Raw genomic sequence first — 13,691 nt, forward strand, 5'->3', positions numbered from 1 at the left:
CATGGCTACGCTTGAACTTCGCAATGTAAACAAGACCTACGGCCCCGGCCTGCCCGACACGTTGAAGAACATCGAACTGTCGATCAAGGAGGGCGAATTCCTGATCCTGGTCGGCCCTTCGGGTTGCGGTAAATCCACGCTGATGAACTGCATCGCTGGCCTGGAAACCATCACCGGCGGCGCGATCATGATCGGCGACCAGGACGTGAGCGGCATGAGCCCCAAGGATCGCGACATCGCCATGGTGTTCCAGTCCTACGCGCTGTACCCGACCATGAGCGTGCGCGAAAACATCGAGTTCGGCCTGAAGATCCGCAAAATGCCCCAGGCTGACATCGACGCCGAAGTGGCGCGCGTGGCCAAGCTGTTGCAGATCGAACACCTGCTCAACCGCAAGCCGGGCCAGCTTTCCGGTGGCCAGCAACAACGTGTGGCCATGGGCCGCGCCCTGGCGCGTCGGCCAAAGATCTACCTGTTCGACGAACCGCTGTCCAACCTCGACGCCAAGCTGCGCGTCGAGATGCGCACCGAAATGAAACTGATGCACCAGCGCTTGAAGACCACCACCGTCTACGTGACCCACGACCAGATCGAAGCGATGACCCTGGGCGACAAAGTGGCGGTGATGAAGGACGGTATTATCCAGCAGTTCGGCACGCCGAAAGACATCTACAACAACCCGGCCAACCAGTTCGTGGCGAGCTTTATCGGCTCGCCGCCGATGAACTTCGTGCCCCTGCGCCTGCAGCGCAAGGACGGTCGCCTGGTGGCCGTGCTCGACAGCGGCCAGGCCCGTTGCGAACTGGCGCTGAACGTGACGGACGCCGGCCTTGAAGACCGCGACGTGATCCTCGGCCTGCGCCCGGAGCAAATCATGTTGGCGGCGGGCGAGGGCGACAGTGCGTCGAGCATTCGTGCCGAAGTGCAAGTCACCGAGCCCACCGGCCCGGACACCCTGGTGTTCGTGCAACTCAATGACACCAAGGTCTGCTGCCGCCTGGCGCCCGATGTGGCACCGCAGGTGGGCGAGACCCTGACCCTGCAATTCGATCCATCCAAGGTTTTGCTGTTCGACGCCAACACCGGTGAGCGTCTGGGCACTGCTTCTTCATCGCCCGCACAGGGGCATGCCGACAATGTGGCCCAATTCAAAGGTCGCTGAAGTAGATAAGTTGTTGTTTTAGATAAAAAAAGTAAACCGCGTTAGATAAAAACAGTTTAATAACAATAAAGACGAGGATGTAGGGATGAAAAAGCAACACAACACTACCCGGCTGATCTGCCAACTGTCAGCGGCAGCAGCCCTGGTTTTGTCCGCCAATGCGATGGCAGACGAAGCATTCAGCGCCGATTCCAAGTGGATGACCGGTGATTGGGGCGGCGAACGGACCAAGCTGATCGAGCAAGGTATCGATATCAAGGCTGATTACGTAGGCGAAATGGGCTACAACGCCCACGGCGGCTACAACACCGACAAGACCGGTCGCTACTCCGACCAGTTCGGTTTGGGCGTGGCGCTGGACCTGCAAAAACTGTGGGGCTGGGACAACACCCAGGCCAAGATCCAGCTGACCAACCGTAATGGCCAGAACATCTCCAACGACCGCATCGGCGACCCGCGTGCCGGCACGCTGAGTTCGTCGATGGAAGTCTATGGTCGTGGCCACATGGTGCGTCTGACCCAGTTCTGGATCCAGCACCAGATGTTCGACAACAAGCTGGACGTGAAGCTCGGTTACTTCGGTGAAGGCGAAGACTTCAACACCTTCCCGTGCGACTTCCAGAACCTGTCGTTCTGCGGTTCCCAGGTCGGTAACTACGTGAGCACCTGGTACAACTGGCCGGTCAGCCAGGCCGCGATCCGCGTGAAGTACCACATCACGCCTGAGCTGTACGCGCAAATCGGTGCGTACAACCAGAACCCGTCGCAACTGGAGCACGGCAACGGCTTCAAACTCAGCGGCAGCGGCACCAAGGGCACCGTGATCCCGGTGGAATTGGTCTGGTCGCCGAAGGTCAATAACCTGCCGGGCGAATACCGTGTGGGTTACTACAAAAGCGCCGCCGAGGCCTCTGACGTACGTGAAGACGTCAATGGCAACGATGCTGCTACCACGCGCGCGGACTACCGCACCCACAGCAGCAAAAAAGGCTACTGGTTCGTTGCCCAGCAGCAACTCACCACCCATAACGGCGACGCTTCCCGTGGTCTGAACATCGCGGCCAACGCCACGTTCCACGACAAGGAAACCAACACCGTCGACAACTACCAGTCGCTGATGCTGGTGTACAAAGGCCCATTCGACGCGCGTCCAAAAGATGACGTCGGCATTGGTGCGGCGCGTCTGCACGTCAACAATGACGTGAAGAAAAACGCCGAGCTGCTCAACGCCTCCAACGGCGTGAGCGACTACGACAACCCGCTGTACACGCCGATCCGCGAGACCGAGTACAACTTCGAAATCAACTACGGTTTCCACGTCACCAACTGGCTGACCGTGCGTCCCAACCTGCAATACGTCGTGCAACCTGGCGGCGTGGATAAAGTCGACAACGCGTTGGTGGCTGGCCTGAAAATTCAGTCTACGTTCTAACGCTGTTGCGATAAGCTCCTTCTCTCTGTGCGCATTTTGCGGATAGCCATGGCTATCCGCTTTTTTTTGCGCAGCACTGTGAAGACATTCAGGACTGTGGCAAATGCATGAGCAACCGCTGCAACGCTTTTTCAAATCCCTGCGTGAACAGCCAGTGTTCGCCTGGGAGCGCTTCCAGATGCGCGACGTATTGGTGATCGACCACCCGCGGTGCCAGGCGGTGTTCAGTCGCCAGGGCGCGCAACTGTTGCACTTTCAACCCACGGGGCAAAAACCCTGGCTGTGGTGCGCGGCGAAGTGGCCGCAAGTCGGCGCCATCCGGGGCGGCGTGCCGGTGTGCTGGCCGTGGTATGGCCGTCATCCCAGCGAGAACGCGTGGCCGTCCCATGGCTGGGCGCGCTTGATCGACTGGAAACTGCTCGACAGCAGTACCGACGACGACGGCGTGCGCCTGCACTGGCAATTGCAGCTGTGCGACTGGCAGGTGGACCTGCACGCGCACTTGGGCGAAACCCTGGAACTGCGCCTGAGCACCGAGCATCAGGACGAGCTGCCGTGCCAATTGAGCCATGCTTTGCATGCTTATTGGCGTATTGGTCATGTCGATGAGATAGCGCTGTCTGGGCTCGACGGCGCGCAAGGCTATGACCAGCTCAGCCGCCAGGCGTGCCAGCAGGAAGGTGAGTTGCGGGTGGACGGTGGGTGCCAGCGGGTGTTCCAGCATGATGGGGAATTGCAGCTCAAGGACCATGCCTGGCAGCGTGAGCTGTGCATCGACACCGGCGACAGCGCCGACACCGTGGTGTGGCATCCGGGCAGCCGGCCGCTGTTGGGCGTGAGCTTCAACGAGGCGTCGGGGTTTGTGTGTGTGGAGTCGGCGATGGCCGCGGGCAGTTTGGCGCCGGGGGAGAGGGCGCATTTGAGTTTGCAGGCGCGGGCTGGGGTTTAGCGGTGCTGCTGATGGCCCTATCGCGGGCAAGCCCGCTCCCACATTTGAATGTGTTCACAAATCAAAATGTGGGAGCGGGCTTGCCCGCGATGAGGCCAGTACTGCTGGTAGAGATTCCAGCCTTAGTTGAACTCATCCCCCACCGGATACCGGCTGTCATTCAAGCTCTCTTTGATCTTGCGCAGATGCGGCTGGAAATCCACCCCACGGCGTAAGGTCATGCCGGTCGCCAGCACATCCAGTACCGTCAACTGAATGATCCGCGAGGTCATCGGCATGTAGATGTCGGTGTCTTCCGGCAACGGAATATTCAGGCTCACCGTGCTGGCCTTGGCCAGCGGTGAGTTTTCGGCGGTGACGCCCAGCACCGAGGCACCGTTGCTGCGGGCGATACGCGCCACTTCCACCAACTCGCGGGTACGCCCGGTGTAGGAAATAATCACGAACAGCTCGCCCGTATGCGCCACTGAAGCGATCATGCGCTGCATCAGCACGTCCGCGTGGGCGGTGACCGACAGGTTGAAGCGGAAGAACTTGTGCAGCGCATCCATGGCCACCGGCGCCGAAGCGCCAAGGCCGAAGAAGTGGATCTGCCGCGCCTGGATCAACAGGTCCACGGCCTTGCTGATCAGGTTCGGGTCCAGCGCCTGGCAAGCGCTGTCCAGGGAAGCAATGGCGCTGCCAAAGATCTTCTGGGTGTAGGCCTCAGGGTTATCATCGGCCTCCACGGCGCGGCTGACATACGCCGCACCACTGGCCAGGCTTTGCGCCAATTGCAGTTTCAGTTCAGGGTAGCCGCTGACGCCGAACGAACGGCAGAAACGGTTGACCGTCGGTTCACTGACCGAGGCGGCTTGGGCGAGGGCGGCGATAGAGAAGCGGGTCGCCTGCTGTGGGTTGAGCAGGATGACCTCGGCGACTTTTTTCTCGGCCTTGTTCAATTCTTCGAGGCGGTTCCGGATCTGTTCCAGAAGATTTCGCACGCGGTCCATTCAGTCTTTCCTTCGGGCGACGATGCAAATAAAGGGTGGCAACCAATCGACCAGTGGTCTTTTGCGGTGGCCTATCCTACTGAGGGTAGCTGAACACCACCACTCGGAATGCGTATTTCGGTAAAATGTTGTGGTTATTACTACATTTTTCCTTGAGTGATGCCTTGAAAAAAGGTATTTGTAGCTTAACTTGATAAAAGAACAAACATCATGCCTTCGATAACCGTAGAACCCTGCACCTTTGCCCTGTTTGGCGCCTTGGGTGATCTGGCGCTGCGCAAGTTATTTCCTGCCCTCTATCAACTCGATGGCGCCGGGCTCTTGCACGACGACACCCGCATCCTGGCTCTGGCCCGTGAAGCCGGGACCGAGCAACAGCACCTGGCCCATATCGAAAAAGAACTGCGCAGCTACGTCGGCAAGGAACTGGACGAGACCATCGCCCAGCGTTTCCTGGCACGCCTGACCTACGTTCACGTGGACTTCAAAAACGCTGACGACTACGCCGCCCTGGCGGAAAAAGTCGGCAGCGAGCAACGCCTGATCGCCTACTTCGCTACCCCGGCGGCGGTGTACGGCGCGATCTGCGAAAACCTGGCCAAGGCTGGCCTGGCGGAAAACACCCGTGTGGTGCTGGAAAAGCCCATCGGCTCGGACCTGGAATCCTCGCGCAAGGTCAACGACGCCGTGGCGCAGTTCTTCCCGGAGAACCGCACGTACCGCATCGACCACTACCTGGGCAAAGAAACCGTCCAGAACCTGATCGCCCTGCGTTTCGCCAACAGCCTGTTCGAAACCCAGTGGAACCAGAACTACATCTCCCACGTGGAAATTACCGTGGCCGAGCAGGTCGGTATCGAAGGCCGCTGGGGCTATTTCGACAAGGCCGGCCAGCTGCGGGACATGATCCAGAACCACCTGCTGCAACTGCTTTGCCTGATTGCCATGGACCCGCCGGCCGACTTGTCTGCCGACAGTATCCGTGACGAAAAGGTCAAGGTGCTCAAGGCCCTGGCGCCCATCAGCCCGGAAGGCCTGACCACTCAAGTGGTGCGCGGCCAGTACATCGCCGGCTACAGCGCGGGCAAGCCGGTGCCGGGTTACCTGGAAGAAGAGAATTCCAACACGCAGAGCGACACCGAAACCTTCGTCGCCCTGCGGGCCGATATCCGCAACTGGCGTTGGGCCGGCGTGCCGTTCTACCTGCGGACCGGCAAGCGTATGCCGCAAAAGTTGTCGCAGATTGTCATCCACTTCAAGGAACCGTCCCACTACATCTTCGCCCCCGAGCAGCGCTTGCAGATCAGCAACAAACTGATCATCCGCCTGCAACCGGACGAAGGTATTTCCTTGCGTGTGATGACCAAGGAGCAAGGCCTGGACAAGGGCATGCAACTGCGCAGCGGCCCGCTGCAACTGAATTTTTCCGACACCTATCGCAGCGCACGGATTCCCGATGCCTACGAGCGATTGTTGCTGGAAGTGATGCGCGGCAATCAGAACCTGTTTGTCCGCAAAGATGAAATCGAAGCCGCGTGGAAGTGGTGTGACCAGTTGATCGCCGGTTGGAAGAAATCCGGCGATGCGCCCAAGCCGTACGCGGCGGGTTCCTGGGGGCCGATGAGCTCCATTGCACTGATCACGCGGGATGGGAGGTCGTGGTATGGCGATATCTGAGTTGAAACTGCCCCAGGGCGTCACGCCCCATGAGTACCGCACGCCGGTGCTGTTGGCGGAAGGCCTGGCCAATGATGTGGCCGAGCAATTGCGCGCGGCCATCAGTGCCCGGGGCGACGCGACGTTGGTGGTGTCCGGTGGCCGTAGCCCAGTGGCGTTTTTCCAGCACCTGGCCAAGCAAGGCCTGGACTGGTCCAAGGTGACCATCACCCTGGCCGACGAACGCTGGGTGCCGGTGGAACACGCCGACAGCAACGCCGGTTTGCTCAAGCAATACTTGCTGCAAGGCCCGGCGGCCAAGGCCAAGTTCTTGAGCTTGTACAGCGCTGCGGCCAACCTTGAAGACGCCGCCTTGCAGGCCGATCGCCTGCTGGGCGAACTGCCAGCCATTGATGTGCTGGTGCTGGGCATGGGCGATGACGGTCACACCGCGTCGCTGTTCCCCAACAGCCCGAACCTGAGCGAAGCCTTGAAGCCGGACGGTACCCGCCGTTGCTGGCCGATGCTGGCGCCGACCGTACCGCACCAGCGCCTGACCATGAGTCGCGCACTGCTGGCCACGGCGCACTACACCGTACTGTCGATTTCCGGCAGTTCGAAATTGACCACCTTGAGCGCCGCGCTGGCCAGTGACGATGTTGCTGCCATGCCGATTCGCGCGTTTTTGCAACCTACATTAGAGATTTACTGGTGCCCATGAGCCAAGGATCAGCCGCTATGAAAAGCCCTCAACCGACCGTGTCCATGGCGGATAAAGTTGCCTTGATCGACAGCCTCTGCGCCAAGGCGCGGATCCTGCCGGTGATCACCATCGCCCGCGAACAGGACATCCTGCCGCTGGCCGATGCCCTGGCAGCCGGTGGTTTGACTGCATTGGAAGTGACCCTGCGTTCCGAGTTCGGCCTCAAGGCCATTCAGGTCCTGCGCGAGCAGCGCCCTGAACTGTGCACCGGTGCCGGCACCGTGCTGGATCGCCATATGCTCGAAGCGGCGGAAGTGGCCGGTTCGCAATTTATCGTCACTCCAGGCATCACCCGCGATCTGCTGGAAGCCTCGGTACACAGCCCGATCCCGCTGCTGCCGGGCATCAGCAATGCTTCCGGGATCATGGAAGGTTATGGCCTGGGTTATCGCCGATTCAAGTTGTTCCCGGCGGAAGTCAGCGGCGGCGTCGCGGCGATCAAGGCCCTCGGCGGCCCGTTCGGCGAAGTGAAATTCTGCCCGACTGGCGGCGTTGGTCCAGCCAACATCAAGAGCTACATGGCGTTGAAAAACGTGATGTGCGTGGGCGGTAGCTGGATGCTGGATCCCGAGTGGATCAAGAACGGCGACTGGGCACGTATCCAGGAAGTCACCGCCGAGGCGCTGGCGCTGCTGGACTGATCTGATTTTTCGAATCGTTGTTGCTGTGCTTAACGGCATTTTTGGCGGTGCACTTGGTCGGTGTACCGCTTTTTTTTGCCTGAAAAACACCTTCAGACCAACGCCGTTCTAAATGTGGGAGCTGGCTTGCCTGCGATGACGGTGTATCAGTCACGTATGCATTCACTGGCCCACCGCTATCGCAGGCAAGCCAGCTCCCACAATTTATTCTGCGTTCAGTTCGGTGATGGCGTGGACCAATGCATTGATGTCCGCCGCTGACGTCACCAACCCCGGCGTCACCCGAATGCAAGTACCAAACGCCGCGCCCACCCGAGTAGTGGTGAACAGGTTGTAACCCTTGAGCAATCGCTCTGTCATCGCCTGCTGATCCCGCCCTACAAACTTGAACGCCGTGATCCCGCAATACAGCCGTGGATCATCCGACGTCAGCACCTCGATGCCCGCCAACGGCCGCACCCGGCTCACCCACAGGTCCCGCAGGTAATTGACCCGCGCCCCTTTGGCCGCCGAGCCGCCCAAGGCGCGATGTTCTTCAAACACCAGCGGCAACGTCATCAGCGCCGGAAAGTTCGGCGTGCTGTAGGACGTGCGTGCGCGCACGTCGTTGATCGGGTAGTGAAACTCGCCCATGTCCGGGTCGATATCGGCCAGACGCTCGGGGGCGATGTACAGAAAGCCCAGGGTCAGCGGCGCGCCGATCCATTTGTGCAGGTTGAAGCCGGCGAATTGAATGCCCAGTTCGGCGAGGTTGAAGTCGATCTGGCCCAGGGCATGGGCGCCATCGAGGATTACGTCCACGCCGTGTTCACGCGCGGCCTTGGCAATTGCTGCAACGGGCATCACCAGGCCGGTGCGATGGGTGACGTGGGTCAGGGCCATCAGCTTTAAACGCGGGTGCTGGGCGAACGCATCACGATAAGTCTGCACCAGGCCGTCGAAACTGGCTGGGTGCGCGTGGGACAGTTCGATCACCTCCACGCCGCGAACGCCCGCCAACCAGCGCATGGCGCCTTTGACCGTGTCGTACTCGAGGTCACTGATCAACACCTGATCGTCCGGTTGCAAGCGGTTGTAGTTGCGGATCAGCGACTGCAAGGCTTCGGTGGCGTTGCGGGTGAACGCCACCGCCTCTGGGTCGACATTGATCAGCTCGGCCAATTGGCGGCGGATCTCGACGTTTTCGCCCTGCTCGAAGCGCTGGCGGACATGCCACGAGTTGCTGCGGTTGATAAACGCCACATGCTCCAGGTACTGCGCGCGCACGACGCGGCTCATGCGTCCGAAGTAGCCGTTTTCCAGGTTGATCGGGCCGGGCTCCAACTCATAGCGCTGGGCGACGGTGTGCCAGTGGTGTTCGTTATCGGCATTCCTTGGCATGGCAGGGCTCTTAATGGCGAGGGGCGGGTTTGCCGTGTTTGGCACGCAGCGGTTCGAGCAGTTCGGAAAGACCGTTGCTGTCGATTTCCTGCATCAAGGCCAGCAATCCACCCAATTCGCCGTGGGGGAAACCTTCACGGGCAAACCAGTTCAGGTAAGGCCCAGGCAGGTCGGCGATGATCCGGCCTTTGTACTTGCCGAAGGGCATTTGGCGGGTGATCAGCAGTTCGAGTTTTTCGGGGTTCATGGGGTTTCAACGGCGTTTATCGAGACCCTGGAAAATACAGGCATTCTGCATGAAGGCCAATTGACAGATCATGCAAATAACGTACATACAGATGGTTCAATTAATTTCAAGTTATTGAAATACAACAATATTATTGTTTTTTAAAACCTGGCACGGGCGCTGCAATCATTAAGACAACCTTCTTAACCCGCACAAGGAATTAGAAAATGACTGACATTAATAAAGAATCGATCTCTGTACTCAACGACCTGATCGAAACCAGCATCGACGGCCAGAAGGGTTTCAAGGAGTGCGCTGAAGACATCAAGCACCCAGAGCTTAAAGCCCTCTTCGCCAAGCGTTCCGCTGACTGTGCCAGCGCTGCTGCCGAGCTGAAGACCGCCGTGCGTGCCCTAGGTGGTGACCCGGAAGATTCCGGCAGCGTTGCCGGCGCACTGCACCGTGGCTGGGTCGACGTGAAGTCGATGCTCACCGGTAAAGATGAAGAGGCTGTCCTGAACGAAGCCGAGCGCGGTGAAGACCACGCGTTGAAGGCTTACAAGGAAGCGATCGAGAAGATCAACAAGCACAACCTGCTGGGCATTCGTGACCTGGTTGAGCGTCAGTACCACGGCGTACAACGCAACCACGACCAGGTGAAGGCACTGCGTAACCAGGCTCGCGCCCAGTCGTAAGCCTTATCCAGTAACACCTGTAACAACTGTGGGAGCGGGCTTGCCCGCGATAGCGATCGATCAGTCAGTGAATCTGTGACTGAAAGACCGCCATCGCGGGCAAGCCCGCTACCACATTTTTAATTTGTTGGATTCAGCCAATGCTGATCGGCGGCAATTCCGTCAGCGTCACAACCTGCTGCTTACGTGGCGCCAGGATCTCTGCTTCACCATCCACCACCAACTCATCCCGCTGGTTGAACACGCGAGTGGCAATGCGCACACGGAACTTCGGCAGTTTTTCGACGATTTCCAGGCGCACGGTCAGGGTGTCGCCAATTTTCACCGGCTTCTGGAAGCTCATCTGCTGGCCGATATAGATAGTGCCCGGCCCAGGCAGTTCGCAGGCCACGGCCGCGCTGATCAGGGCGCCGCTGAACATGCCGTGGGCGATACGCTCCTTGAACATGGTCGCCTTGGCGAACTCGGCGTCCAGGTGCACCGGGTTGTGGTCACCGGACATCGCGGCGAACAGCTGGATATCGCGCTCTTCCACCAATTTGCTGTAGCTGGCGGTCTGGCCGACTTCGAGGGCTTCGTACGGGGTGTTGGTTACCTGGGTCATCTAAAGGTGCATCCTGTGGCTAATCGGTAATTTAATCGGCTGATTTTAAAGCAAAAATTATTCGCAGCGGGCCGGCCTGTGCAGGGTCAGGGCCTGGTCGAGCCACGTCAGCACATCCGCGGTGAATTCCTCGCGGTTGGTTTCGTTGAACACTTCATGGCGCGCCTGCGGGTAAATCGTCAGTTGTACCTGCTGGCAGCCGGCCTCGCGCAGGGCGTTGGCCAGGCCTGTGAGACGCTTGCCCTCACTCACCGGATCACATTCGCCGCCGGTCACCAGGATCGGCAGGCCTGGATCGATCTGCGCGAGATTGGACGCTTTGCTGATCTGCTGCAAGCCGCCGAGCAGGTCGATCCACAGCTGGTTGGTGCAGCGGAAACCGCAGAGTGGGTCGTTGATGTACTTGTCCACCTCATCCGGGTCGCGGCTGAGCCAGTCGAAGGCGGTGCGGTTGGGCTTGAACGCTTTGTTGAATGAGCCGAACGACAGGAACTCGATCAGCGCACTGCGCCCGCGCAAGCCCTGGCGCGCCCGCTCGATCCGCGCGATCAGCCGCGCGGCACGGTACAGCGCCACCGGCTGGAAATTCGAACCACTGAGAATCGCCCCGTCCAGGCTGGCACTGTGGTGCAACAGATAGGCCTGGGCAATATAGCTGCCCATGCTGTGCCCCAGCAGGATGATCGGCAGGCCCGGCTGCTGCTGGCCGATGTGCTGGTTGAGGCTGGCGAGATCGCCTACCACTTTGTTCCAGCCATCTTTTTCGGCGTACAGGCCCAGGGTGCCTTCGTCGGCGGTGCGGCCATGGCCACGCTGGTCCAGCGCATACAGGCCGTAGCCCGCCGCACACAAGGCAGCCGCCAGGCGCGCATAACGCCCACTGTGCTCGGCCATGCCGTGGGACAACATGACTATGGCCTTGGCCTGGCCTTCCGGCAGCCATTGATTGACGTACAGGCGGCTGCGGTCATTCGCGGTCAGCCAGAAGGTGCTGTGGTTCATGGCGCTTCCTTTGCTCGGGGTCGATGCAGTGTATAGCTCATCCGTGGAGGGGCGGGGTATCTGCCTACGCATCAGGGGCAAGATTCATACAATCAATGACAGGGTTTGGCATGTTTGCCAGTTTGGCCATAACTGCTAACGTCCCCCAAGCTCCGCTTTATATAGCAGTGCAAAAGCGGCCGGACACACTCAGGTAAGAGGACAAGAATAATGCAACCTGATTTCTGGAATGACAAACGCGCCGCAGGCGTCCCCAATGACATCGACCTCACGGCCTACAAGTCGGTGATCGAAGTCTTCGAACGTTCCTGCAAGGCCTTTGCCGACCGTCCGGCGTTCAGCAACATGGGCATCACCCTCACGTATGCCGAGCTGGAGCGCCAGAGCGCGGCGTTCGCCGGTTACCTGCAACAGCACACCGACCTCAAGCCCGGCGAGCGCATCGCGGTGCAGATGCCCAACGTGCTGCATTACCCGATTGCCGTGTTCGGCGCCTTGCGCGCCGGGCTGATCGTGGTCAACACCAACCCGCTGTATACCCCGCGCGAGATGCGCCACCAGTTCAAGGACGCCGGCGTGCGTGCGCTGGTCTACCTCAACCTGTTCGGTTCGCGGGTGCAGGAGGTGTGCGGCGACACCGAGATCGACTACCTGATCGAAGCCAAGATGGGTGACTTCATGCCCGCCGCCAAAGGCTGGCTGATCAACACCGTGGTGGACAAGGTGAAGAAGATGGTCCCGGCCTACAGCCTGCCGCGGGCCGTTTCGTTCAAGCGCGCCTTGCGCATGGGCGCAGGCCTGGGCGTGACCCGCCATCCGGTGACCCTGGATGATATCGCCGTGCTGCAATACACCGGCGGCACCACCGGTTTGGCCAAGGGCGCGATGCTCACCCACGGCAACCTGGTGGCGAATATGCAGCAGGCGCGGGCGTGCATGTCCCAGGTCACCGACGACGGCCAGCCCTTGGTGCGCGAAGGGCAGGAGGTGATGATCGCGCCGCTGCCGCTGTACCACATCTATGCATTCACGGCGAACTGCATGTGCATGATGGTGACCGGCAACCACAACGTGCTGATCACCAACCCGCGAGACATCGGCGGCTTTATCAAGGAGCTTAAGAAGTGGCGGTTCTCCTGCCTGCTGGGCTTGAACACGTTGTTTGTGGCGTTGATGGATCACCCGGATTTCAAGACCCTGGATTTCTCCCACTTGAAGATCACCAACTCCGGCGGCACGGCATTGGTCAAGGCCACGGCTGAGCGCTGGAAGGCGCTGACCGGCTGTTCCATCGGCGAAGGCTACGGGCTGACGGAAACCTCACCGGTTGCCAGTACCAACCCTTACGGCAGCCAATCGCGGTTGGGCACCGTGGGTATTCCGGTGCCGGGCACGGCGATGAAAGTGATTGATGATGAAGGCCGCGAGCTGCCCTTGGGCGAGCGCGGCGAGCTGTGCATCAAGGGCCCGCAGGTGATGAAGGGTTACTGGCAGCAGCCGGTCGCCACCGCCGAGACCCTCGATGCCGAAGGCTGGCTCAAGACCGGTGATATTGCGGTGATCGACACCGATGGCTTTGTGAGCATTGTCGACCGCAAGAAGGACCTGATCATCGTCTCGGGCTTCAACGTCTATCCCAACGAGATCGAAGACGTGGTGATGGCGCATCCGGCAGTGGCCAACTGCGCGGTGATCGGCGTGCCGGACGAGCGCACGGGGGAGGCCGTGAAGCTGTTCGTGGTCGCGCGCGCCCAGGGCGTGAGCCTTGAGGAGTTGAAGGCCTACTGCAAGACCAACTTCACGGGGTACAAGGTGCCCAAACATATTGTGTTGCGTGAGTCGTTGCCGATGACGCCTGTAGGGAAAATCTTGCGGCGTGAGCTTCGCGACATCGCGTGATTTGAAATAGGGTAAAAAATGTGGGAGCGGGCTTGCTCGCGAAAGCAGTGTATCAGTCGACATATTGGGTGACTGGTAGACCGCATTCGCGAGCAAGCCCGCTCCCACATTTGCCTTGTGTTGTCCTGAAATGCCTATTCCAGAGCCTTTTGTGGGGGGAATTAGGGGTTGTTTATAGTGTGACCAAATATTGTAGGACAGTCGCGAATATGACTGTGGGGCCCGCGTTTGGCTCTAGGCGGCCCTTGGCAAAGCTGCTACTCTCGGCGCGCTTTGTGACGTCTCGGCCT

Annotated in this window: 13 protein-coding genes; 8 read left to right on the top strand and 5 right to left on the bottom strand. The window is 59.8% G+C overall.

Going from position 1 to position 13,691, the window contains the following annotated elements; all coding sequences use genetic code 11:
* Position 1 precedes the first annotated feature (1 nt).
* From ACU688_RS01345 to ACU688_RS01355, 3 genes are all read left to right on the top strand, one after another.
* Entirely contained in the window at positions 2-1,162 is a 1,161-nt protein-coding gene (locus ACU688_RS01345; protein WP_448183391.1) for an ABC transporter ATP-binding protein, read from the top strand.
* Positions 1,163-1,247: 85 nt separating this feature from the next.
* Complete coding sequence (locus tag ACU688_RS01350) at positions 1,248-2,594, top strand: carbohydrate porin (protein WP_017737958.1); 1,347 nt, start codon at positions 1,248-1,250, stop codon at positions 2,592-2,594.
* A gap of 103 nt (positions 2,595-2,697) precedes the next feature.
* Positions 2,698-3,543 (top strand): D-hexose-6-phosphate mutarotase, encoded by an 846-nt coding sequence (locus ACU688_RS01355; protein ID WP_448183392.1) that lies wholly within the window; start codon positions 2,698-2,700, stop codon positions 3,541-3,543.
* A gap of 122 nt (positions 3,544-3,665) precedes the next feature.
* On the opposite strand, the gene ACU688_RS01360 is transcribed toward ACU688_RS01355, so the two are convergent.
* On the bottom strand, positions 3,666-4,526 hold the full coding sequence (locus tag ACU688_RS01360; protein WP_177325322.1) for a MurR/RpiR family transcriptional regulator: 861 nt from the start codon (positions 4,524-4,526) through the stop codon (positions 3,666-3,668).
* Positions 4,527-4,745: 219 nt separating this feature from the next.
* On the opposite strand from ACU688_RS01360, the gene zwf reads away from it, so the two are divergent.
* Genes zwf through ACU688_RS01375 form a run of 3 tightly spaced genes read left to right on the top strand, consistent with a single transcriptional unit; the run spans position 4,746 to position 7,595 of the window.
* Positions 4,746-6,212: a glucose-6-phosphate dehydrogenase gene (zwf, locus tag ACU688_RS01365; protein ID WP_124524877.1), complete on the top strand. Its 1,467-nt coding sequence runs from the start codon at positions 4,746-4,748 to the stop codon at positions 6,210-6,212.
* Positions 6,199-6,912: a 6-phosphogluconolactonase gene (pgl, locus tag ACU688_RS01370; RefSeq protein ID WP_448183393.1), complete on the top strand. Its 714-nt coding sequence runs from the start codon at positions 6,199-6,201 to the stop codon at positions 6,910-6,912. Before zwf ends, pgl begins: the two co-directional genes overlap by 14 nt.
* A 17-nt stretch (positions 6,913-6,929) precedes the next feature.
* The gene (locus ACU688_RS01375; RefSeq protein ID WP_017735662.1) at positions 6,930-7,595 is read left to right on the top strand and encodes a bifunctional 4-hydroxy-2-oxoglutarate aldolase/2-dehydro-3-deoxy-phosphogluconate aldolase; all 666 of its coding nucleotides are present in this window, start codon (positions 6,930-6,932) and stop codon (positions 7,593-7,595) included.
* Between the two features lie 204 nt (positions 7,596-7,799).
* Here the strand turns inward: ACU688_RS01375 and ACU688_RS01380 are convergent, their stop codons facing one another.
* Positions 7,800-8,975, bottom strand: coding sequence for an aminotransferase class V-fold PLP-dependent enzyme (locus ACU688_RS01380; protein ID WP_448183394.1), 1,176 nt, complete (start codon positions 8,973-8,975; stop codon positions 7,800-7,802).
* Between the two features lie 10 nt (positions 8,976-8,985).
* Positions 8,986-9,222 (bottom strand): DUF3820 family protein, encoded by a 237-nt coding sequence (locus ACU688_RS01385; protein WP_076949988.1) that lies wholly within the window; start codon positions 9,220-9,222, stop codon positions 8,986-8,988.
* 206 nt (positions 9,223-9,428) lie between these two features.
* Between ACU688_RS01385 and ACU688_RS01390 the strand changes: the two genes are divergently transcribed.
* Positions 9,429-9,896 (top strand): ferritin-like domain-containing protein, encoded by a 468-nt coding sequence (locus tag ACU688_RS01390; protein WP_448183395.1) that lies wholly within the window; start codon positions 9,429-9,431, stop codon positions 9,894-9,896.
* Between the two features lie 133 nt (positions 9,897-10,029).
* Here the strand turns inward: ACU688_RS01390 and ACU688_RS01395 are convergent, their stop codons facing one another.
* The gene (locus ACU688_RS01395; RefSeq protein WP_448183396.1) at positions 10,030-10,500 is read right to left on the bottom strand and encodes a MaoC family dehydratase; all 471 of its coding nucleotides are present in this window, start codon (positions 10,498-10,500) and stop codon (positions 10,030-10,032) included.
* Between the two features lie 57 nt (positions 10,501-10,557).
* Positions 10,558-11,502, bottom strand: a complete 945-nt coding sequence (locus ACU688_RS01400; protein ID WP_448183397.1) for an alpha/beta hydrolase — start codon at positions 11,500-11,502, stop codon at positions 10,558-10,560.
* Between the two features lie 210 nt (positions 11,503-11,712).
* Between ACU688_RS01400 and fadD2 the strand changes: the two genes are divergently transcribed.
* Entirely contained in the window at positions 11,713-13,401 is a 1,689-nt protein-coding gene (fadD2, locus tag ACU688_RS01405) for a long-chain-fatty-acid--CoA ligase FadD2 (protein WP_017735667.1), read from the top strand.
* Positions 13,402-13,691: the final 290 nt, after the last annotated feature.

Source organism: Pseudomonas acericola (SeqCode) (assembly GCF_053456465.1).

Coding starts and splice junctions, on each gene's coding strand:
- ACU688_RS01390 (WP_448183395.1), top strand. CDS start 9,429: ATGACTGACATTAATAAAGAATCGATCTCTGTACTCAACGACCTGATC.
- ACU688_RS01385 (WP_076949988.1), bottom strand. CDS start 9,222: ATGAACCCCGAAAAACTCGAACTGCTGATCACCCGCCAAATGCCCTTC.
- ACU688_RS01345 (WP_448183391.1), top strand. CDS start 2: ATGGCTACGCTTGAACTTCGCAATGTAAACAAGACCTACGGCCCCGGC.
- ACU688_RS01375 (WP_017735662.1), top strand. CDS start 6,930: ATGAAAAGCCCTCAACCGACCGTGTCCATGGCGGATAAAGTTGCCTTG.
- ACU688_RS01350 (WP_017737958.1), top strand. CDS start 1,248: ATGAAAAAGCAACACAACACTACCCGGCTGATCTGCCAACTGTCAGCG.
- ACU688_RS01400 (WP_448183397.1), bottom strand. CDS start 11,502: ATGAACCACAGCACCTTCTGGCTGACCGCGAATGACCGCAGCCGCCTG.
- pgl (WP_448183393.1), top strand. CDS start 6,199: ATGGCGATATCTGAGTTGAAACTGCCCCAGGGCGTCACGCCCCATGAG.
- fadD2 (WP_017735667.1), top strand. CDS start 11,713: ATGCAACCTGATTTCTGGAATGACAAACGCGCCGCAGGCGTCCCCAAT.
- ACU688_RS01380 (WP_448183394.1), bottom strand. CDS start 8,975: ATGCCAAGGAATGCCGATAACGAACACCACTGGCACACCGTCGCCCAG.
- ACU688_RS01395 (WP_448183396.1), bottom strand. CDS start 10,500: ATGACCCAGGTAACCAACACCCCGTACGAAGCCCTCGAAGTCGGCCAG.
- ACU688_RS01355 (WP_448183392.1), top strand. CDS start 2,698: ATGCATGAGCAACCGCTGCAACGCTTTTTCAAATCCCTGCGTGAACAG.
- zwf (WP_124524877.1), top strand. CDS start 4,746: ATGCCTTCGATAACCGTAGAACCCTGCACCTTTGCCCTGTTTGGCGCC.